Origin of the sequence: Streptomyces sp. WY228, from assembly GCF_019287315.1 — a bacterium.
GTDB lineage: Bacteria > Actinomycetota > Actinomycetes > Streptomycetales > Streptomycetaceae > Streptomyces > Streptomyces caviscabies.
In genome coordinates, this window is sequence record NZ_CP079114.1 from 5,094,709 (window position 1) to 5,112,900 (window position 18,192).

At 72.0% G+C, this 18,192-nt stretch carries 19 protein-coding genes; 7 read left to right on the plus strand and 12 right to left on the minus strand.

What is annotated here, in order from left to right; all coding sequences use genetic code 11:
* The first annotated feature begins 32 nt into the window (after positions 1 to 32).
* The 3 genes from KV381_RS22330 to KV381_RS22340 are packed head-to-tail and all read left to right on the plus strand — an operon-like array spanning position 33 to position 1,137.
* Positions 33 to 293, plus strand: coding sequence for a hypothetical protein (locus KV381_RS22330; RefSeq protein WP_030083491.1), 261 nt, complete (start codon positions 33 to 35; stop codon positions 291 to 293).
* Positions 290 to 700: a hypothetical protein gene (locus tag KV381_RS22335; protein WP_030083493.1), complete on the plus strand. Its 411-nt coding sequence runs from the start codon at positions 290 to 292 to the stop codon at positions 698 to 700. Before KV381_RS22330 ends, KV381_RS22335 begins: the two co-directional genes overlap by 4 nt.
* Positions 701 to 705: 5 nt before the next feature.
* Entirely contained in the window at positions 706 to 1,137 is a 432-nt protein-coding gene (locus KV381_RS22340) for a hypothetical protein (protein ID WP_098024345.1), read from the plus strand.
* A 141-nt stretch (positions 1,138 to 1,278) separates the two neighbouring features.
* Here KV381_RS22340 and KV381_RS22345 read toward each other — a convergent pair whose 3' ends face one another.
* Entirely contained in the window at positions 1,279 to 1,416 is a 138-nt protein-coding gene (locus KV381_RS22345) for a hypothetical protein (protein ID WP_167396331.1), read from the minus strand.
* A 200-nt stretch (positions 1,417 to 1,616) separates the two neighbouring features.
* On the opposite strand from KV381_RS22345, the gene KV381_RS22350 reads away from it, so the two are divergent.
* On the plus strand, positions 1,617 to 2,741 hold the full coding sequence (locus tag KV381_RS22350) for an NYN domain-containing protein (RefSeq protein ID WP_218786077.1): 1,125 nt from the start codon (positions 1,617 to 1,619) through the stop codon (positions 2,739 to 2,741).
* Between the two features lie 90 nt (positions 2,742 to 2,831).
* On the opposite strand, the gene KV381_RS22355 is transcribed toward KV381_RS22350, so the two are convergent.
* Entirely contained in the window at positions 2,832 to 3,812 is a 981-nt protein-coding gene (locus KV381_RS22355; protein ID WP_103538653.1) for a chlorophyllase, read from the minus strand.
* Positions 3,813 to 4,002: 190 nt separating this feature from the next.
* Between KV381_RS22355 and KV381_RS22360 the strand changes: the two genes are divergently transcribed.
* Entirely contained in the window at positions 4,003 to 4,587 is a 585-nt protein-coding gene (locus tag KV381_RS22360; protein ID WP_030083500.1) for a TetR/AcrR family transcriptional regulator, read from the plus strand.
* A gap of 77 nt (positions 4,588 to 4,664) precedes the next feature.
* Here KV381_RS22360 and KV381_RS22365 read toward each other — a convergent pair whose 3' ends face one another.
* Positions 4,665 to 5,150: a VOC family protein gene (locus KV381_RS22365; protein WP_050504925.1), complete on the minus strand. Its 486-nt coding sequence runs from the start codon at positions 5,148 to 5,150 to the stop codon at positions 4,665 to 4,667.
* A gap of 22 nt (positions 5,151 to 5,172) precedes the next feature.
* Here KV381_RS22365 and KV381_RS22370 point away from each other — a divergent pair, with 22 nt between their 5' ends.
* Complete coding sequence (locus KV381_RS22370) at positions 5,173 to 5,796, plus strand: ABATE domain-containing protein (RefSeq protein ID WP_030628547.1); 624 nt, start codon at positions 5,173 to 5,175, stop codon at positions 5,794 to 5,796.
* A gap of 6 nt (positions 5,797 to 5,802) precedes the next feature.
* On the opposite strand, the gene KV381_RS22375 is transcribed toward KV381_RS22370, so the two are convergent.
* From KV381_RS22375 to KV381_RS22390, 4 genes are all read right to left on the minus strand, one after another.
* On the minus strand, positions 5,803 to 6,327 hold the full coding sequence (locus KV381_RS22375; protein WP_030628550.1) for a hypothetical protein: 525 nt from the start codon (positions 6,325 to 6,327) through the stop codon (positions 5,803 to 5,805).
* Between the two features lie 19 nt (positions 6,328 to 6,346).
* On the minus strand, positions 6,347 to 8,089 hold the full coding sequence (locus tag KV381_RS22380) for an FAD-dependent monooxygenase (RefSeq protein WP_218787281.1): 1,743 nt from the start codon (positions 8,087 to 8,089) through the stop codon (positions 6,347 to 6,349).
* A gap of 83 nt (positions 8,090 to 8,172) precedes the next feature.
* Positions 8,173 to 9,174, minus strand: coding sequence for an EamA family transporter RarD (gene rarD / locus KV381_RS22385; RefSeq protein ID WP_098024338.1), 1,002 nt, complete (start codon positions 9,172 to 9,174; stop codon positions 8,173 to 8,175).
* 151 nt (positions 9,175 to 9,325) lie between these two features.
* A complete protein-coding gene (locus tag KV381_RS22390) occupies positions 9,326 to 10,186 on the minus strand; it encodes an SDR family oxidoreductase (RefSeq protein WP_103538215.1) in 861 nt (286 codons plus the stop codon).
* 108 nt (positions 10,187 to 10,294) lie between these two features.
* On the opposite strand from KV381_RS22390, the gene KV381_RS22395 reads away from it, so the two are divergent.
* Entirely contained in the window at positions 10,295 to 10,696 is a 402-nt protein-coding gene (locus KV381_RS22395) for a helix-turn-helix domain-containing protein (RefSeq protein WP_030083514.1), read from the plus strand.
* A 119-nt stretch (positions 10,697 to 10,815) separates the two neighbouring features.
* Here the strand turns inward: KV381_RS22395 and KV381_RS22400 are convergent, their stop codons facing one another.
* The 5 genes from KV381_RS22400 to KV381_RS22420 all read right to left on the minus strand — a co-directional run bounded on the left by KV381_RS22400 (position 10,816) and on the right by KV381_RS22420 (position 18,061).
* Positions 10,816 to 11,889 carry a 2-oxoacid:ferredoxin oxidoreductase subunit beta gene (locus KV381_RS22400; RefSeq protein WP_030083516.1) on the minus strand — a complete coding sequence of 358 codons (1,074 nt, stop codon included), beginning with the start codon at positions 11,887 to 11,889 and terminating at the stop codon, positions 10,816 to 10,818.
* Complete coding sequence (locus KV381_RS22405; protein ID WP_103538217.1) at positions 11,882 to 13,846, minus strand: 2-oxoacid:acceptor oxidoreductase subunit alpha; 1,965 nt, start codon at positions 13,844 to 13,846, stop codon at positions 11,882 to 11,884. The genes KV381_RS22400 and KV381_RS22405 overlap by 8 nt, the downstream gene beginning before the upstream one ends.
* A 427-nt stretch (positions 13,847 to 14,273) precedes the next feature.
* Positions 14,274 to 14,933 (minus strand): response regulator transcription factor, encoded by a 660-nt coding sequence (locus tag KV381_RS22410; protein ID WP_030083520.1) that lies wholly within the window; start codon positions 14,931 to 14,933, stop codon positions 14,274 to 14,276.
* 325 nt (positions 14,934 to 15,258) lie between these two features.
* Entirely contained in the window at positions 15,259 to 16,620 is a 1,362-nt protein-coding gene (locus tag KV381_RS22415; protein ID WP_218786078.1) for a sensor histidine kinase, read from the minus strand.
* A 265-nt stretch (positions 16,621 to 16,885) separates the two neighbouring features.
* Entirely contained in the window at positions 16,886 to 18,061 is a 1,176-nt protein-coding gene (locus KV381_RS22420; RefSeq protein WP_218786079.1) for a sensor domain-containing protein, read from the minus strand.
* Between the last annotated feature and the right edge of the window lie 131 nt (positions 18,062 to 18,192).

Consider the following 18,192-nt stretch of genomic DNA (forward strand, 5'->3'; position numbering starts at 1 on the left):
GGTAGTCATACGGCTACAGAGAGGAGCGATAGGTGTACGGCGAGAACGTTTGCCCGACCGCGCAGCAGCCTCCCGAACTCCCGGCCCTCGGCGCGCTCATGGTGGACACCGGTCACGGCGACCGTGTGGGCGAGTTCCGTGGGGTCGCCGGCGCCCGCTGGTCGCTGCGGCCCGTGGGTGGCGGGGTCGAGTGGGAGGCCGTGCCGCACCTCGTCCGGCCCGCGCTCCTCATAGAGCAGCTCCGGGCCAGGACCGCCCGGCTCAACGCCCGCAGCCGGGGTGAGGTCCTGTGAACGCCCGTCATCGGCACGCCACTTGGTACGTCGCCGAGAGCCACGGCGGCGACGCGGCGCGGTCCGTCCGGCTCGGCGGCGTCCTCGTACCGACGCGGCGGCTGGCCCTGCGCTGGCTGCGGCGGCAGGCCCGGCGGTTCGCGGACGCGCTCGATCCGGACCCGTACGCGCCGTGGGTTCCGGGCCGTGCGCTGTACCCGGTCGGCGCGGCCGGCCGACGTGACGCACCGACCGAACTCCGTTCCTGGGTCACCAGTTTCCGGGAGCACGACTATGCGCTGGGGCGGCTCGCGGACGGGCTGCCGTACGAGTTCGTCGCCCGCGACGCCACGGCCTGGTACGGGCTCGTCATGCGCCCGCTGGCCGCTTCCGCCCGTATCCCCTCCCCTTCTCTCCGGCAAGGATGAGCGCCATGTTGCAGTGCACCGCCTTCACCGAACTCCCCGAGATGGGCGCGCGGGTCGCGCTCATGGGCCTGGAGGACGAGCCCGGCGAGGCGACGGAAGCCCCCGAACTGGACGAGTTCCTGCTGTGCGAGCTCGGCGAGCACGAGGAGGGGGTCGAACACGCGGCCCAGCTCCCGTCGGTGTCGGCGTCCGGCGGGCGCGACCTGTGGATGTTCTGGAGCGACGGCGACGGACGCCGGAAGTTCCGGTTCAAGGAACTGCTGCCGTGCCCGGCCGTCATCCACCGGCTGTCCGTCAAGGACGGCGACGCCTGCGTGCTGTACGACCGGCATCCGGCCGCGCACTCCTGGGACGTCACGGATCCGCTCGCCGATCTGATGGCGGAGCGGATCCGGGAGGACGTGCGGCGCGACCGGGAGGGCGGCGCGCCCGCGTAGCACGGGCCGTGCTGGCTAGGTGAGTTGGGATGCGGGAGCAGCAGGTGCGCCGGGGAGGCGGCTGGTGATGACACGGGGGCGGGGCCTGTGGAAGGTCCGGAGCGGGGTGGGCTCATGGGCGGCGGCCGCGTCCCGGAACGTCTAGCGCCGCTTGCGGCCGACGGTGTTCCGGATGCTTCCGGTGAGCGTGCCGACGCCGGTGCGCTGGTTCACGTAGTCGAGGGCGGCGCCCATGCCGCGAGCGGCCCACCGGAAAGCCCTCACCAGGTGCTCGTCCATCACGGTCTCTCTCCCTCGGTCGTACGTCGTTTTCCTGTATGACGCATCTACCGTCGGGGAGGTTGCCCGACGGTCTTCCGCCGCGGCTCTCTGCCGATCGGCAGATGTACGACGGGGGCTCCGCGCGACAGCCTTGATCTTCCGAGATCTTCCGACGGCAGACGCAGATATGGATGCCGCGAGACCAGGGGGAGTTCGTCATGCCTGACACCGTCACCGAAGCGTCCGCCGAAACGCCCGCCGAGGCTTCGGGGAGGGCTGCCCCGGACTGCGGGCCACGCAGGCTCCGGTGGTGGTCCCGGTGGCCGGACCTGGCCGGACATCTGGCGGTCGCGTGGTCCGCGCTCTACGGGGCGGCGGCGCTGTACTGGGCCCTGGGCGGCGACGGCTATCCCTTCCAGCGGGTCCACGAGGACCGTTCGTCGGGGTCGATCCTGGAGCCGAGCCGGGCCGAGGTGGTCGCCCCGGTGCTGGCCGTGTTCTGCGCCCTCGGTGTGGTCGTCGGACTGCTGATGGTGCGAAAGCTCGGGACCGGTCGGGTCCGCAAGACCCTGCTCGGCTACGGGTGGGTGGCCGGTGTCGCCCTGGCCCTCCTGATCCCCGACTACTCGCTGCTCGGCCTGCTGGCCTTCTCGCCGGTGCTGCTCGTGTTCGTCTTCACCGGGGTGCCGGGGCCGCAGGACATGGGCGACATCCTGTACTGGCACCGCGGGAACCTGATGATCGTCTTCATCGGCGGGCTGCTGTGGGTCGCCGCGACGCTCGCGTACCAGCGGCGCACCGGCGGGCGGTGCGTCCACTGCGGCCGGGCACCGCACGGATCGGGACGCCGGAGCGGCCCCGTCAGGCTGCGCGCCTGGGGCCGCCGGACGGTCTGGGTGGCCGTGCTCTCGACCCTCCCGTACGACATCACCCGTATCGCCTGGTACTTCGACGTGCCGCTCGGCATCACCGACGCGTTCCTGAAGGAGATGCGGGACACGCCGAACATGCTGGAGATAGGGCTCGGGCTCGGTGTGGTGTCGACGCTGGGCAGCCTGCTGATGCACGGGCTGATCGCCAGGTGGGGCGAGGTGTGGCCGCGCTGGGTGTGGTGGAAGAAGGGGCGGACGATCCATCCGGCGACCGCCGTCGTACCGGCCGGGTTCGTCGCGGTGGTGCTCATTCCGGGCGGCCTGATGGCGGTGCGCGGCTTCGAGGCCGCCTCGTGGGGGATCACGGGGCCCGCGATCCTCTGGGTGGTGTGGGGCGCCGCGCTGGGCGCCGCCACCTGTCTGTACTACCTGCGCCGCCGTGGCGTCTGCGGCGGCTGCGGGCAGGAGTGAGCCGGGGTCGGCCCCGGTACGAGGTGCTGCCCGCAGCCGTGTGCGGCGGGCAGCACCTCGTAACGTCGCCCTGTCCCTGTCCCCTTGTCCCTATCCCTCCTTCGACTCGACCCGGCCGAACGCGTCCGGGCCCGACGCCAGCGCCTCGCGGGCCGCCTGCCAGGCGGTGTCGTCCGCGTACAGCCGGCTGCGCAGGTAGGCCCAGCTGAGACGCGCGAGCGCGGCCACGCGCGCCGGGCTCTCGTCGGTCGTCTCGGCGACGTCGTATCCGGAGATCCCGCCGAGTCCGTGCTCCGCGTCGAAGAGGGTGAGCAGGGTCTTGGGGCCGGGGGAGAGGGTGTAGGGGTCGGTGTGCCAGGCCGGGCCCCGGACCGTCAGATGGGTGGACCCGTCCTTCTCGCCGTTGACCACGAGCGTGGGGGTCGCCATCCGGGAGAAGTCCGCGGTGGTGAGGAAGGGCAGCATCTCGGCCATGGCCGGTACGAGCGCGTCGCCGCCCCGGCCGGGCCCGGCCAGCAGGACGCCCGCGCCGATCCGGGAATCGGCCAGGTCCACCTCCGTACCGTCGTCCGGATCGGTGAGGCGCGCGCCCAGTAGGAGGCCCGCGGTGTGGCCGCCCATGGAGTGCCCGGCGACGGCGATGCGGTCCCGGTCCAGACGGCCGGCGAGCCCGGGCACCGCCGCCTCGATCTCGTCGAGCCGGTCGATGAGGCGCGATATGTCCTCGGCCCGGGAGCGCCAGTGCATGGGCGCGCCGGGGGTGTCGGCCGGCAGCTTCAGCGTCGTCGAACTGAGGTGGGTCGGCTGGATCACGGCGAACCCGTGCGCCGCCCAGAAGCTGACGAGCGGTGCGTAGCCGTTGAGCGAGGAGAGGTTGTTCGAGAAGCCCTGGCCGTGCGAGAGCAGGATGACCGGAAGCCTGCCCTCGCCGGTCAGGGCGGTCAGGGGTACGGAGACGCGGATCTGGAGGTCCACCGCCCGGTCGGGGGCGGGCAGCGTCACCGGGGCGACGGACAGGACGGGGGAGGCGGGCCCGAAGGCGTCTGTGGTGCGGGGTGTGGGCGTGCTCATGGGGGAGAGGGTTCCTTCCCGGGGGTCCCTGCCACGGGTCCGAACGGGGACGGGGCAGGGGAGGTGGAAGCGTCCGGCTTCGACTACAGTGAAGCGGAGCGTTGTTCCATTTACGATACGGAGCGCTGTTCCGCTTTGTCAACGGCCCACTGTGCGGTGACGGCGGAACGGGCGAGGAGAGGGGTGTGCGGTGGCTGCCGCCGATGAAGCCGCAGGGGCGTCGGCCCGACCCAGGAGGGCCGACGCGGTACGCAACCAGCAGACGCTGCTCGCCGCCGCCTCCGAGGTCTTCGTGGCCTCCGGGGTCGACGCGCCGATCCGCGAGATCGCCAAGAAGGCCGGCGTCGGCATGGGCACGATCTACCGGCACTTCCCGACCCGGGCGGACCTGGTGGTGGCCGTCTACCGCCACCAGGTCGAGGCCTGCGCCGAGGCCGGCCCGGTGCTGCTGGCCGAGGAGGAGTCGCCGTTCGTCGCGCTGGGGAAGTGGGTGGACCTCTTCGTCGACTTCCTGGTCACGAAGCACGGGCTCGCCGACGCGCTGCGCTCGGACAGCGGCGGCTTCGAGGCGCTGCACGCCTACTTCCTCGACCGGCTGGTGCCCGTCTGCGGGCAGTTGCTCGACGCGACGGTCGCGGCGGGAGAGGCCCGGCCCGGCATCGAGCCGTACGAGCTGATGCGGGGCGTCGGGAACCTCTGCGTGGGGCGGGACGACGATCCGCGGTACGACCCGCGCCGGCTGGTGGAGCTGCTGCTGCGCGGGCTGCGGCCCTGAAGGCTGTCGTCGTGGTCGTCCGGCGGTAGCGGTCGTCCAGGCCGCTCGGTCGTCGTGGTCGTTCGGCGGCGGTGGGGTCAGTTCAGGCAGAACTCGTTGTCCTCGGGGTCCGCCATGACGATCCAGCTCCCGCCCTGCTCGTCGACCGTACGCAGCACCCGCGCGCCCAGCCCCACCAGCCGCTCCGCCTCCGCGTCGCGCTGCCCCGGCGCGGAGTGCACATCGATGTGGAGGCGGTTCTTGACCGTCTTCGGCTCCGGCACCCGCTGGAACAGCAGCCGCCGCCCCTGACCCGTACCGCTGACCTCGTCGTACGGGTCGTCGGGGTGCCGGGCCGCCGCGAGGTCGAGCCAGGCGCGGCGGCCGTGGGCGTGGGTCGTGATGGCCTCGGGCACGGCTCCGGCCGCGAGCAGCTGCTCGACGAGCGGGCTGTTGTCCTCGATCAGGTAGCCCAGGACCTGTGCCCAGAATCCGGCCTGCGCGTGCGGGTCGGCGCTGTCGATCACGAGCTTCCAGGACAGGGGCTGCGGCTGCGGCTGGGGCTGTGGCGGTGTCTGCGTCATGGAAACCGTTTATAGTGGTTACATGAGCGAAAAGGCAACGGACACACCGGGGTTGGTGCTGCGGCATCCGGACGGCAGTTCGTTCCGGTTCGATCCGGGCGCGCTGTGTCTGGAGCTGTTGCCGACCGGCGGCCCCGGCCCGCTGGCGTACTTCGAGGTGCTGAACGAGCCGGCCGACCTGGTGCGCTGGGCGGAGGAGAGCCGGCTGCCCGACGGGCTCGCCGCCGGAGCCGGGCTCGTGGTGAGCGCGGCCGAGGTGGCGGAGGCGCGGGCTCTGCGCGATGCGCTGTGGCGGCTGGCGGAGGGGCATGTGCGCGGTGCGCCGCCCGGCCCGGACGACCTCGCCACCCTCAACGACGCGGCGGCGCACCCGCCCCTGACGGCCCGGCTGACCGCGGACGGCGGCCGGGCCTGGGCTGCGGGGGGCACCGGGACCGGGCTGCTGGCCACCGTCGCCCGTGACGCGGTCGACCTGTTCACCGGGGCGCACGCCCACCGGATCCGTGCCTGCGGCGCGCACGACTGCCGTCTGCTGTTCGTCGACACCTCGCGCCCCGGCAAGCGCCGCTGGTGCTCGATGGAGCGGTGCGGCAACCGCGCCAAGGTCCGGGCCCACCGCGCCCGGCTCACCGCCGGCGACGAGTGAGGCTCCTTACGCCTCGCGCGGGGGAGGGGCGGGGCAGACCGGGCAGGCGTGCCGTTCGATCGCGGTGAGCAGGCGTGCGGCGGCGGCTGTGCGTACGGCTTGCGCGCCCGGTGCGCCCGGAACATGCGGCGCGCCCGGTACATGCGGTGCGTCCTGGGCTTCGGGCGTGGCGGCCAGGCGGGCGGCCGTGGCGCGGCCCGCCGTCACCGCGTCGTGCGCGGCGCGGGTCCACGCCGGGTGCTCCGGGTTTCCGGCGGCCAGGATCGTGGCGAGCAGGTCCAGGACGCCCGCCCGGTCCCGGACCGTGTCCGTCGCCGCCAGCTCCCAGAGGAACGGCACCGTCGCCGCCGTCGAGTCGAAGACGGGCGGGGTGCCGATCCACCGTTCCAGATCGCTCAGGGCCTCGTCAGAGGTCGGCGCGTCGCCCCAGGCGATCCGCGACAGCACGCCGGGAACCTGGGACGCGGAGCCGTACGCGTGCTGCAGCTCGTGCCACCGCACGTTCCTCATGGCGCCCAGGACAGTCCCCATCCGGGCACTCAATCAGCCTTTACCGCACGGCGTCCACCATGCCGGGTGACCCGTCCGCGGACTGGTCCGGCGACCGGTCCGGTGACCGGTCCGGTGACCGGTCCGTGGGTGTGCCTTCGGGCCGGCTCGCGGACGCGCCCGTTCCGTGGAGCCGGCGCAGGAACTCCCGTACGGCATCGGCGTCGTCCGCCGGTGCGCACACGCCCACATGGTGGTCGGGCCGGACGACCACGACGGTGCTCGCGCCCGTCTCGCCGGAGGTTCCCGTTCCGTACGCGGCGGCAGCGTGGCCCGCGTCGTCGACCACCGCGCCCGGTTCCGCTTTGGCCCGGTCCTCGTGCGCCGCGTACACCCGGCAGGTCCGCACCCCGGCCTCGCCGTACGCCGTCGCCACCTCGCGCAGCACCGCCGCGCTGCCGGGGCCGAAGCCGAGCACGGTCGTGCCGGGCCCCGCGAGAATGCGGTGCAGCCGGGTGCGGGCTCCGGTCGCGGCATCGGTGCAGGGGGCGTCCGGCGCGCGGTCCCCGGGGTGCGGGGAGCCGTCCTCGGGTTCCGGGCCGCCGCCATCGGCCTGCGGCGTGTCGGTGCGGGGGGCGGTCAGGGGGCTCCAGCGGTAGCCGACGCCCAGGCCCGTGGTGTCCGAGGTGATCGCCGCGTCCAGGCCGCCGCCGGGCCGGCGGATCGCCTCCAGCGTGGCCCGCAGCCGCTCCGATGTCAGGTCCAGGGTCCGGGCGGCCACCGGAAGCCGCTCCTCCTCGTAGCTGTCCAGCAGCGCCGCGTCCGCGTGACCGGCGAGCACCAGGCCCAGCTTCCAGCCCAGGTTGAACGCGTCCTGGATGCCCGTGTTCATCCCGAGGCCGCCCGCGATGGCGTGCACATGCGCCGCGTCGCCCGCGAGGAAGACCCGCCCCGCCCGGAACCGGTCCGCCATCCGCACATTGACCCGGTACGTCGACAGCAGCTCGGCCCGCGTCAGGTCTTCGCCGGACAGCGCGGTGTGGTGGGCGAGCAGCCGGCGGAACCCGTCGGCGGTGGGCGCGAGCGGCCGCCCCCGCCCGTCCCGCTCCGGCCCGGCCTGGAACCACCAGCCCGTCCGCGTACCGGGGATCGGGCAGAGCATCACCGCGCCGTCCTCGTCGAACCACTGGTGCCAGCGGGTGCGGTCCAGGGCGGCCTCGGCGAGGTCGACATCGCCGCAGACCATCACCTGGTCCTCGTCGGTGGTGCCGTCGAACCCGATCCCGAGCAGTTTCCGGACGGAGCTGTGGGCGCCGTCGCAGCCGACGACGTACCGTGCGCGTTCCGTCCGGCCCTCCGCGAACGTCGCCTCCACGTGCCGCCCGCCGGTGTCCTCCGCCAGCCCCACGACCTCGCGGCCCAGCTCGACGTGGACGCCGTGAGCGGCCAGCCGGTCGCGGAGGATGCCCTCCAGCCGCCACTGGGCGATCAGCCATCCCCGGTCGTGGTGCGCCTCCGTGGTCGGCGCGGAGTCCGCCCATGGATCGGACTCCGCGACCGGGAGGCGGTCGCGGTACTTGAGCATCGGCAGCGGCGCCGAACCGGCGGCGAGCACCTCATCGGCCACCCCGAGATCGTCCAGGATCTCCAGCGACCGGGGGTTCGGGCCCTTGGCGCGCGAGGTGCGCGGCGGCGCGGGGGACCGGTCCACGATCCGTACGGCGACGCCGCGCCGGGCCAGATCGCAGGCCAGCACCAGCCCGGTGGGTCCTGCTCCCACGACGAGTACGTCGGTCATGCCCATGCCCGTGTCCACGGCTCTCCTTCGGTCGCGCTCTCCGGTCATCCGTCCAGGACCAGAGAAACGCAACCAAGTTAGAAAAGCAACTAGGTAATCTTTTGTTGTGCGGGGTCCGGGAGTGGGGTGGCAGGTGTAGCGGCCGTCGGTGTCGCGGACGCCGGGGCGGCGGCCGCCGTCGCCAGCAGCTCCGCCGCCAGCGCCCGGTTGCGCCGAGCGGTCCGCAGCGCGTCCCAGGTCAGCAGCGACAGCGCCAGCCAGACCAGGGCGAACCCGGCCCACCGCTCGGGCGGCATCGACTCGTGGAAGTAGAGGACGCCCAGGCCGAACTGGAACACCGGGGCCAGATACTGGAGCAGCCCCAGCGTGGACAGCGGCACCCGGATCGCCGCCGCGCCGAAGCAGATCAGCGGGACCGCGGTGACGATGCCCGTCGCCGCGAGCAGGAATCCATGCCCCGCGCCCCCGTACGTGAACGTCGACTCGCCGGTCGCGGTCAGCCAGAGCAGGAAGCCGAGCGCGGGCACGAAGAGCACGGCGGTCTCGGCGGCCAGGGACTCCAGGCCGCCCATGTTCACCTTCTTCTTCACCAGGCCGTACGTGGCGAAGGAGAAGGCCAGCGTCAGCGAGATCCACGGCGGCCTGCCGTACCCGATCGCCAGCACGAGCACGGCGGCCAGACCGGTGGCGACCGCGACCCACTGGACCGGCCGCAGCCGCTCGCCCAGCAGCAGGACGCCCATGGCGATGGTGACCAGCGGATTGATGAAGTAGCCGAGCGAGGCCTCGACGACCTGGCCGTTGTTGACGGCCCAGATGTAGAGGCCCCAGTTGACGGTGATGGTCGCCGCCGCGACCGCTATCAGGCCCAGCTTGCGCGGATCGCGGGCCAGCTCGGCGATCCAGGCCCAGCGGCGTACGACCAGCAGGGCGACGGCGACGACGCCGAGCGACCAGACCATGCGGTGGGCGAGGATCTCGATCGCTCCGGACGGCCTCAGCAGCGGCCAGAAGAGGGGGACCAGGCCCCACATCCCGTAGGCGCCGACTCCGTACAGCAAGCCTGCCCGCTGTTCGCTCTTCCCCTTCACGTGCCCTCCCGGCCCACCCGCGCCGGCGCGACCGCCGACGGCACGACGGTAGCGCCGGAAGGGCTTCGTGTCATAGCCGTCTCACGGAAACACTCATGACAGTGCTGGGTGCGGCGGGGCGTGCGGAGGTGCGGCCGGGGTGCGTCGGGGCTCAGGCGGCGGACAGGGCGGCGCGCACGGTCTCGGCGAGCGGCGTCGTCGGGCGGCCGATGAGCCGGGCGAGGTCACCGCTCGTCCCCGCGAGGCGGCCGCGCCCGATCGCCTCGTCCACGTCGACGAGGATCGCCGCGAAGCCCTCGGGCAGCCCCGCGCCGACCAGGATCTCCTGGTGCGCGGCGGCCGGGACGTTCTGGTACGCGATCTCCTCGCCGGTCAGCTCGGACAGCAGCGCGGCGTACTCGGTGAGCGACCACGCGGTGTCGCCGCTCAGCTCGTAGGCGGTGTTCAGGTGGCCGTCCGCGGTCAGTACGGCGGCCGCGGCGGCGGCGTAGTCGGCACGGGAGGCGGAGGCGACGCGTCCGTCGCCCGCGTTGGCGACGACCGCGTGGTGCGCCAGGACCGGGGCCAGGTTGGCGGTGTAGTTCTCGGTGTACCAGCCGTTCCGCAGGAAGGTGTACGGCAGTCCGGAGTCGAGGATCAGCTGCTCGGTGGCCCGGTGCTCGTCGGCCAGCGTGAAGTCCGCGTCAGGGCCGCCGAGGATGCCGGTGTACGCGAGCTGGGCGACGCCCGCCGCCTTCGCCGCGTCGATGACCGCCGCGTGCTGCGCCACCCGCCGGCCCACCTCGCTGCCGGAGATCAGCAGCACCCGGTCACCGGACCGGAAGGCTCCGGCCAGGGTCTCGGGGCGGCTGTAGTCCGCGATGCGCAGCTCCACGCCCCGGGCGGCGAGCGCGGCGGCCTTCTCCTTGTCGCGCACGACCGCGACGACCTCGCCGGCCGGAACGGTGGTCAGCAGGGTGTCGACGACGAGACGGCCGAGTGCGCCGGTGGCTCCGGTGACGACGATGCTCATGAGGGTTCTCCGATGGTGGTGGGCCGGGCGGTTCCGCCCTTGGGTCATTGCAACCCTACGCACAGCGCTAACTGTAAGAAAGTACCCACTTTGAAGTAAGGTACGGGTATGGGAGTAAGTTCAAACGTGGGCGTAGGCGTAGACACATCACGTCGTCCGGACGTCAACCAGCGCATGTGTCCGTCCCGGCTGATCCTGGAGCACGTGACGAGCCGCTGGGGCGTCCTCGTGCTGGCGGCGCTGCTGGAGCGCTCGCACCGTTTCAGCGAACTGCGCCGCGCGGTGGGCGGCGTCAGCGAGAAGATGCTGGCCCAGACCCTCCAGACGCTGGAGCGCGACGGCTTCGTCCACCGGGACGCGAAGCCGGTGATCCCGCCGCGGGTGGACTACACGCTCACCCCGATCGGCATCGAGGCGGCCGAGCAGGTGTGGGCGCTCGCCCGCTGGACCGAACGCCAGGTGGACGCGGTGCAGGCGGCACGCGAGGCATACGACGAGGCCCGGGCCTGATCCCGTGAGGGACCGGACCCGGGCCCCGGAAGCGCTTCCGCTCCCGTACCGTTCCGCTTCCGTTCGTTCCGCTCTGCTTCCGGTCGTTCGGCTCTGCTTCCGGCTCGTTCCGCTGTGGCTCAGCCGACGACCGTCCAGGTGTCGTTGCCCGCGAGGAGCGAGGCGAGGTCGCCCTTGCCCTCGCGCTCGACGGCGGCGTCCAGCTGGTCCGACATCAGCGTGTCGTAGACGGGCCGCTCCACACTGCGCAGCACCCCGATCGGGGTGTGGTGCAGGGTGTCCGCGTCGGCGAGCCGCGACAGCGCGAACGCCGTCGTGGGTGATGCGGCATGGGCGTCGTGGATGAGGATCTGCGAGCGGTTCTCCTCCGTGACGGCCACCACCCGGAGATCACCGGTGGCCGGATCACGGACGACGCCCTTGGGCTCCTGGGAGCCGAAGAGGATCGGCTGCCCGTGTTCGAGGCGGATGACGGCCTCGGCGGCCTGCTCCTTGTCCTTGAGGACCTCGAAGGCGCCGTCGTTGAAGATGTTGCAGTTCTGGTAGATCTCCACCAGCGCCGTGCCCGAGTGCTCGGCGGCCGCGCGCAGCACGCTCGTGAGGTGCTTGCGGTCGGAGTCGACCGTGCGCGCCACGAACGTGGCCTCCGCGCCGATGGCGAGCGACACCGGGTTGAAGGGCGCGTCGAGCGAGCCCATCGGCGTCGACTTGGTGATCTTGCCCAGCTCGGAGGTGGGGCTGTACTGGCCCTTCGTCAGCCCGTAGATCCGGTTGTTGAACAGCAGGATCTTGAGGTTGACGTTGCGGCGCAGGGCGTGGATGAGGTGGTTGCCGCCGATGGACAGCGCGTCGCCGTCACCGGTGACCACCCACACCGACAGATCGCGGCGGGAGGTGGCGAGCCCGGTCGCGATGGACGGGGCGCGGCCGTGGATGGAGTGCATCCCGTAGGTGTTCATGTAGTACGGGAAGCGGGAGGAGCAGCCGATGCCGGAGACGAAGGTGATGTTCTCCTTCGCGAGACCCAGCTCCGGCATGAAGCCCTGGACGGCGGCGAGGACCGCGTAGTCGCCGCAGCCGGGGCACCAGCGCACCTCCTGGTCCGACTTGAAGTCCTTCATGGACTGCTTCGCCTCGGCCTTGGGCACCAGCTGCAGCAGTTCGTTGTGCCGCAGTTCGTCGGTGTCAGGCATCGATGGCCTCCTTGAGAGCCGTGGCGAGCTGCTCTGCCTTGAACGGCATTCCATTGACCTGGTTGTAGCTGTGGGCGTCCACCAGATACTTGGCCCGCAGCAGCATCGCGAGCTGGCCGAGGTTCATCTCCGGCACGACGACCTTGTCGTAGCGCTTCAGCACCTCGCCGAGATTCTTCGGGAAGGGGTTGAGGTGGCGCAGGTGGGCCTGGGCGATGGGCGCCCCCGCGGCCCGCAGCCTGCGTACGGCGGCGGTGATCGGCCCGTACGTCGACCCCCAGCCGAGCACCAGGGTGGCGGCCCCGGCCGGGTCGTCGACCTGGAGGTCGGGGACCTCGATGCCGTCGACCTTGGCCTGGCGGGTGCGGACCATGAAGTCGTGGTTGGCCGGGTCGTAGGAGATGTTGCCGGTGCCGTCCTGCTTCTCGATGCCGCCGATGCGGTGTTCGAGGCCGGCCGTCCCGGGGACCGCCCAGGGGCGGGCCAGGGTCTGCGGGTCGCGTTTGTAGGGCCAGAAGACCTCGGTGCCGTCGGCGAGGGTGTGGTTCGGACCTGTGGCGAAGGAGGTCTTCAGATCGGGCAGGGTCGCCGTCTCCGGGATGCGCCAGGGCTCGGAACCGTTGGCCAGATAGCCGTCGGAGAGCAGGAAGACCGGAGTCCGGTACGTCAGGGCGATCCGGGCCGCGTCGATCGCGGCGTCGAAGCAGTCCGCCGGGGTCTGCGGGGCCACGATCGGGACCGGGGCCTCGCCGTTGCGCCCGTACATCGCCTGGAGCAGATCCGCCTGCTCGGTCTTGGTCGGCAGCCCGGTGGACGGTCCGCCGCGCTGGATGTCGATGATCAGCAGCGGCAGCTCCAGGGAGACCGCCAGACCGATCGTCTCCGACTTCAGCGCCACCCCGGGGCCGGACGTCGTCGTGACGCCCAGCGCCCCGCCGAACGCCGCACCGAGCGCCGCACCGATACCGGCGATCTCGTCCTCGGCCTGGAAGGTCCGCACACCGAAGTTCTTGTGCCGGGACAGCTCGTGCAGGATGTCCGAGGCCGGGGTGATCGGATACGACCCCAGGTAGAGCGGCAGGTCCGCCAGCTGCCCGGCGGCGATCAGGCCGTAGGACAGGGCGAGGTTCCCCGAGATGTTGCGGTAGGTGCCGGTGGGGAAGGCCTGCGACGCCGGGGCGACCTCGTAGGAGACCGCGAAGTCCTCGGTCGTCTCGCCGAAGTTCCACCCGGCCCGGAAGGCCGCCACATTCGCCTCGGCGATCTCCGGTTTCTTCGCGAACTTCTGCCGCAGGAACGTCTCCGTCCCCTCGGTCGGCCGGTGGTACATCCACGACAGCAGCCCGAGCGCGAACATGTTCTTGGAGCGCTCGGCCTCCTTGCGGGGGAGCCCGAACTCCTTCAGCGCCTCCAGCGTCAGCGTCGTCAGCGGCACCGGGTGGACGTTGTAGGCCTCCAGCGAACCGTCCTCCAGCGGACTGGTGGCATAGCCCACCTTCGCCATCGGCCGCTTGGTGAACTCGTCGGTGTTCACAATGATTTCCGCGCCGCGCGGTACGTCGTCGATGTTCGCCTTCAGGGCGGCGGGGTTCATCGCGACCAGGACGTTGGGGGCGTCGCCGGGGGTGAGAATGTCATGATCGGCAAAGTGGAGCTGGAAGGAAGAAACCCCCGGCAGCGTGCCTGCGGGGGCACGGATCTCGGCCGGGAAATTCGGCAGGGTGGAGAGATCGTTGCCGAAGGAGGCGGTCTCCGAGGTGAACCGGTCACCGGTGAGCTGCATACCGTCACCCGAGTCACCCGCGAAACGGATGATCACCCGATCCAGGCGGCGGACCTCCTTGCCGTCGCCGCCCGTGGTTCCCGTCGTACCTGACAGGGGGGCTCGCTGACCCCCGAGGACGGCGTCGTTGGCCTCATCGGCCTTCTCTGCCGCGCTACTGACCTGGCTCGTCACTGAACTGGACCTCCCTTGGGGCGGCGGTTCGGAACCGTCCGGCCAGCCGGCGATCCCAGAAGCCACCCTACGTCCGCGTAGGTGGCTCTCCAGGGACCGATCATATGGTGGACGCTGTTTTGAGACACCCTTTCGGTGTGGTTTGTCACCTTTCTCAGGCCCCCGATCGTGGGATGGAGACAGTTGCGCTCTGCTTCTTTGGTCCTAAGCCCCGCGGTTGTCTCTACCGCCCCCCGGTCGCTTCCTGGTGGACCCGCCGTCGTCCCCGCCCCTCGGTCGTCTCTTGATCAGAGGTGCCCGTCCGGCGCTCGCCGGACACCCCCGGGCCCGCGCAATACCCCCGGAGCGCTCCCGGCGCGCCCCTGAAGTGCTGCGGGTGCCGCGGTCGCCACCCCCCCTCATCGATATCTGACAGGGTGTCAGATCGCTAGGAGTTCAGGTAGGTCAGCACGGCGAGGACGCGCCGGTGGTCCCCGTCGCTGGGCGAGAGCCCCAGCTTCAGGAAGATGTTGCTGACGTGCTTCTCGACCGCCCCGTCGCTCACCACGAGCTGCCGGGCGACGGCGGAGTTCGTCCGGCCCTCGGCCATCAGACCGAGGACCTCCCGTTCGCGCGGCGTCAGCCCGGCCAGCACATCCTGCTTACGGCTGCGGCCCAGCAGCTGCGCCACCACTTCCGGGTCCAGTGCGGTCCCGCCCTGCGCCACCCGGACCACGGCGTCCACGAACTCGCGGACCTCGGCCACCCGGTCCTTCAGCAGATACCCCACCCCGCGGCTGCTGCCCGCCAGCAGCTCGGTGGCGTACTGCTCCTCCACGTACTGGGAGAGGACCAGCACCCCGATGTCCGGATAGTCCTTCCGCAGCCGCACCGCCGCACGCACGCCCTCGTCGGTGTGCGTCGGCGGCATCCGCACATCGGCGACCACCACATCGGGAAGGGCCTGCTGCCCGTCGAGCTCCGCCACGGTCTTCAGCAGCGCCTCCGCGTCCCCGACCCCGGCGACCACCTCGTGCCCGAGATCGGTCAGCAGACGGGTCAGCCCTTCCCGGAGCAGGACCGAATCCTCGGCGATGACCACGCGCACCCTGTTCTCCACGTTCTCCACGACTGCGAGTCCCCCACTGTTCCGAATATGCCGCGTTCCCCACGACCTCGCACGCACCACGCCCGACCACCGCGCACCGCGCCCCGACCGCTCAAGCATCCCAGGACCCGGACACGGATGGGGGGCCTGTGGATAACCCACGCGACACGCCCCGTCGCCCGGACCGAGGGTCCGGGCGACGGGGCACAGGTGAGAGGCACAGGTGAGAGGCACAGTTGAGAGGCACGGCTGAAGGGGAGAGCCGGAAGGCGGAGGAGGGCGGCGGGGCCGAGGTCTCAGCCCCGCCATCGCAGCTCGCGGAGTCTCAGCCCCGCCAGGGCAGCTCGGCGGTGACCGTTGTCGGACCGCCGGCCGGGGAGTCGACGACCAGGACGCCGTCCACCGCGTCCAGCCGCTCCGTCAGCCCGGCCAGGCCGCCGCCCGCGGCAGACGACGCCCCGCCCCGGCCGTTGTCCGTGACCTGGAGCATCAACCGGTCGGCCGCCCGCCACACATCGACCGTGGCCCGGGTCGCCCGGGCGTGCTTGCTGATGTTCTGGAGCAGCTCGGAGACGGTGAAGTACGCGATCCCCTCGATCGCCTGCGCGGGCCGTGAGTCCAGGTCCACCTCGACCGTCACGGGCACCGTGCAGCGCGAGGCGATGGAGGAGAGCGCGGCGTCCAGGCCCCGGTCGGTGAGAACGGCGGGGTGGATTCCGCGGGCCAGGTCGCGCAGCTCCTGGAGAGCCACCTTCACCTCGCCGTGCGCCTCGTCGACCATGCGGGCCGCGGCCTCCGGGTCGTCGGTGAGCTTCTCCTTCGCCAGGCCCAGATCCATGGCGAGGGCGACCAGGCGGGCCTGGGCGCCGTCGTGGAGGTCGCGTTCGATGCGGCGCAGGTCGGCGGCGGCGGTGTCCACGACCACGCCCCGGTCCGACTCCAGCTCGGAGACCCGGGTGGCCAGCCGGGACGGGCCCAGCAGACCGGTGACCATCAGCCGGTCCACGCTCAGCAGCCCCCGCACGATCCACGGCGCCGCCAGCACGAGCACCAGGCCCACCGCTCCGGTCACCGCCAGCTCGCCGGGCGAGTCCAGGTACTCCTGATGGGTGCGGTCCCCGTACAGCTGGAGGCCGCCCTGCCCACCGAACACCGGGAAGAGCCAGAACCACAGCGGGTACGTCAGCGCCGCCAGGCCGTACGTCCAGAACGAGATCGCCACGACGAACGTGAACGTCGCCCACGGGAAGTGCAGCAGCGCGTACAGCAGGTGGCGCCAGGACGCCCCGCTCTTGAGGATCGCGCCCATCCAGGACATGGGGCCGCCGGTCTTCCCCCGCACCGGCTCCGGATCCGCCACCTCCACCCGCAGCAGTCCGCGCGCCCGGTGCCGCTCCAGCGCGCCGAAGCCCCGGCAGACGGCGAGACCGACCGCGAGGACCGGAATCCCGATGAAGGTGACCAGCAGGCCCGCGCTCATCGACGTCATGGTGACCGCGAAGACGAACACCACCGTGCTGAGCGGGAAGCTCAGCAGCGCGTAGAGAAGCTCGCGCCAGGCACGGGCCTCCAGCGGGGCCCGCAGCGGCGCCGGGAGGAAGTGCTTGGCCGGGGTCTTCGCCGTGAAGCCGGGGCCGGAACCCTGATGCTCCCGGTCCCGCGTGTCCGGTCCGTATGCCGTGGCCATGAGTTCCGTCCGTTCCGTCTCTGTTCTCAGTCTCTCAGTGGACTGTGCGGTGGTGTGTGGATGTGGATGTGGGTGCGGGGGGAGTGGTGCGCGGGGCGTGCGGCGTGGTGGCGCCGGGGCGGCCGGTCATCACGGACCGTTCTCCCTCAAGAGTGCTGGCCGGCCGCCTCCCGCACCATGAGGCCCCTCTCCGTATCCGACCGGGGGTTTTCCCCACCCCCGGGCCGAGCCGGGCCCGGCCCGGGTATCGGGAACACACGGCCGGTCAGGCGGCCCGGTCGCGCCAGGGCAGCTCGGCGGTGACGGTCGTCGGCCCGCCCTCCGGCGAGTCCAGGACGAGCACCCCGTCGACCGCGTCGAGGCGCTCGGCGAGCCCCGCCAGTCCCGTACCGCCGCCGTCCGTCCGTGCTCCGCCCCCGCCGTCGTCCGTGACCTGGAGCATCAGCCGGTCGGTCGAACGCCACACGTCGACGGAGGCCGACCGCGCGCCGCTGTGCTTGCTGACGTTCTGGAGCAGCTCGGAGACGGTGAAGTACGCGATCCCCTCGATCGCCTCCGCCGGGCGCTTCCGAAGCCCCACCGTCACCTTGACCGGGACCGTGCAGCGGGAGGCGATGGCGGAGAGGGCGGCGTCCAGGCCCCGGTCGGTGAGGACGGCGGGGTGGATGCCGCGGGCCAGGTCGCGCAGTTCCTGGAGGGCCACCTTGATCTCGCCGTGGGCCTCGTCGACCATGCGGGCGGCGGCCTCGGGGTCGTCGGTGAGCTTCTCCTTCGCCAGGCCGAGCCCCATGGCGAGGGCGACCAGGCGGGCCTGGGCGCCGTCGTGGAGGTCGCGTTCGATGCGGCGCAGGTCGGCGGCGGCGGTGTCCACGACCACGCCCCGGTCCGACTCCAGCTCGGCGATACGCCGCTCCAGCTCGTCCGAGGGCGACAGCAGCCCGCGCACCATCGCCCGGTCCACCGTCGTCAGCCCCCGCGCGACGAACGGCAGCACCGGCCACAGGACGAACAGGCTCACCAGCGTCACCGCGAACGTCAGCACCCCCCAGGGCAGTCGGATGAACCCGTACAGCAACGCCCGCCAGCCCACCGGGTCCTTCAGCCCCGCCCACAGCCGGGCGAAGAACCCCTGGTCCCGGTGGCCGCGCGCCAACGGACTCGGCTCCTCCACCCGTACGCCGAGCATCCCGCGCGCCCGCCGCCGCTCCAACCGGCCCAGCAGCCGGGCGCCCTGGAGCCCGGCGACCAGCAGCGGCAGACCGATCACCGTGACGGAGAGCCCGACGCCGACGGCGATCACGAGGACCGTGTAGACGAACCCGACGACGGCCAACGGCAGATTGGCGAGCAGATGGGCGATCTCCCGCCAGGTCCACCGGTCGATGGCGAAGCGGGCGGGCGGCAGCCGGCCGGGGTCCGGAACGGAAGGGCTCATGGTCATACCCACAGCCTGCCGGGCCGCACCCGCGCACACCATGGGGCTCATGGGCGGGTCGAAGTAGGGATAACCCCACCTGATGCCCGACGCGGCTGCTTACGCTCCGTTTAGCAGGCCCTAGACTCCCGTGCGTA

Bases quoted from the DNA above. Each gene is read 5' to 3' on its own strand.
- KV381_RS22395 (WP_030083514.1), top strand. From the start codon at position 10,295: ATGGGAGTAAGTTCAAACGTGGGCGTAGGCGTAGACACATCACGTCGT.
- KV381_RS22380 (WP_218787281.1), bottom strand. From the start codon at position 8,089: ATGGGCATGACCGACGTACTCGTCGTGGGAGCAGGACCCACCGGGCTG.
- KV381_RS22390 (WP_103538215.1), bottom strand. From the start codon at position 10,186: ATGAGCATCGTCGTCACCGGAGCCACCGGCGCACTCGGCCGTCTCGTC.
- KV381_RS22365 (WP_050504925.1), bottom strand. From the start codon at position 5,150: ATGACGCAGACACCGCCACAGCCCCAGCCGCAGCCGCAGCCCCTGTCC.
- KV381_RS22375 (WP_030628550.1), bottom strand. From the start codon at position 6,327: ATGGGGACTGTCCTGGGCGCCATGAGGAACGTGCGGTGGCACGAGCTG.
- KV381_RS22415 (WP_218786078.1), bottom strand. From the start codon at position 16,620: ATGGCCACGGCATACGGACCGGACACGCGGGACCGGGAGCATCAGGGT.
- KV381_RS22400 (WP_030083516.1), bottom strand. From the start codon at position 11,889: ATGCCTGACACCGACGAACTGCGGCACAACGAACTGCTGCAGCTGGTG.
- KV381_RS22370 (WP_030628547.1), top strand. From the start codon at position 5,173: ATGAGCGAAAAGGCAACGGACACACCGGGGTTGGTGCTGCGGCATCCG.
- KV381_RS22345 (WP_167396331.1), bottom strand. From the start codon at position 1,416: ATGGACGAGCACCTGGTGAGGGCTTTCCGGTGGGCCGCTCGCGGCATG.
- KV381_RS22350 (WP_218786077.1), top strand. From the start codon at position 1,617: ATGCCTGACACCGTCACCGAAGCGTCCGCCGAAACGCCCGCCGAGGCT.
- KV381_RS22355 (WP_103538653.1), bottom strand. From the start codon at position 3,812: ATGAGCACGCCCACACCCCGCACCACAGACGCCTTCGGGCCCGCCTCC.
- KV381_RS22340 (WP_098024345.1), top strand. From the start codon at position 706: ATGTTGCAGTGCACCGCCTTCACCGAACTCCCCGAGATGGGCGCGCGG.
- KV381_RS22420 (WP_218786079.1), bottom strand. From the start codon at position 18,061: ATGACCATGAGCCCTTCCGTTCCGGACCCCGGCCGGCTGCCGCCCGCC.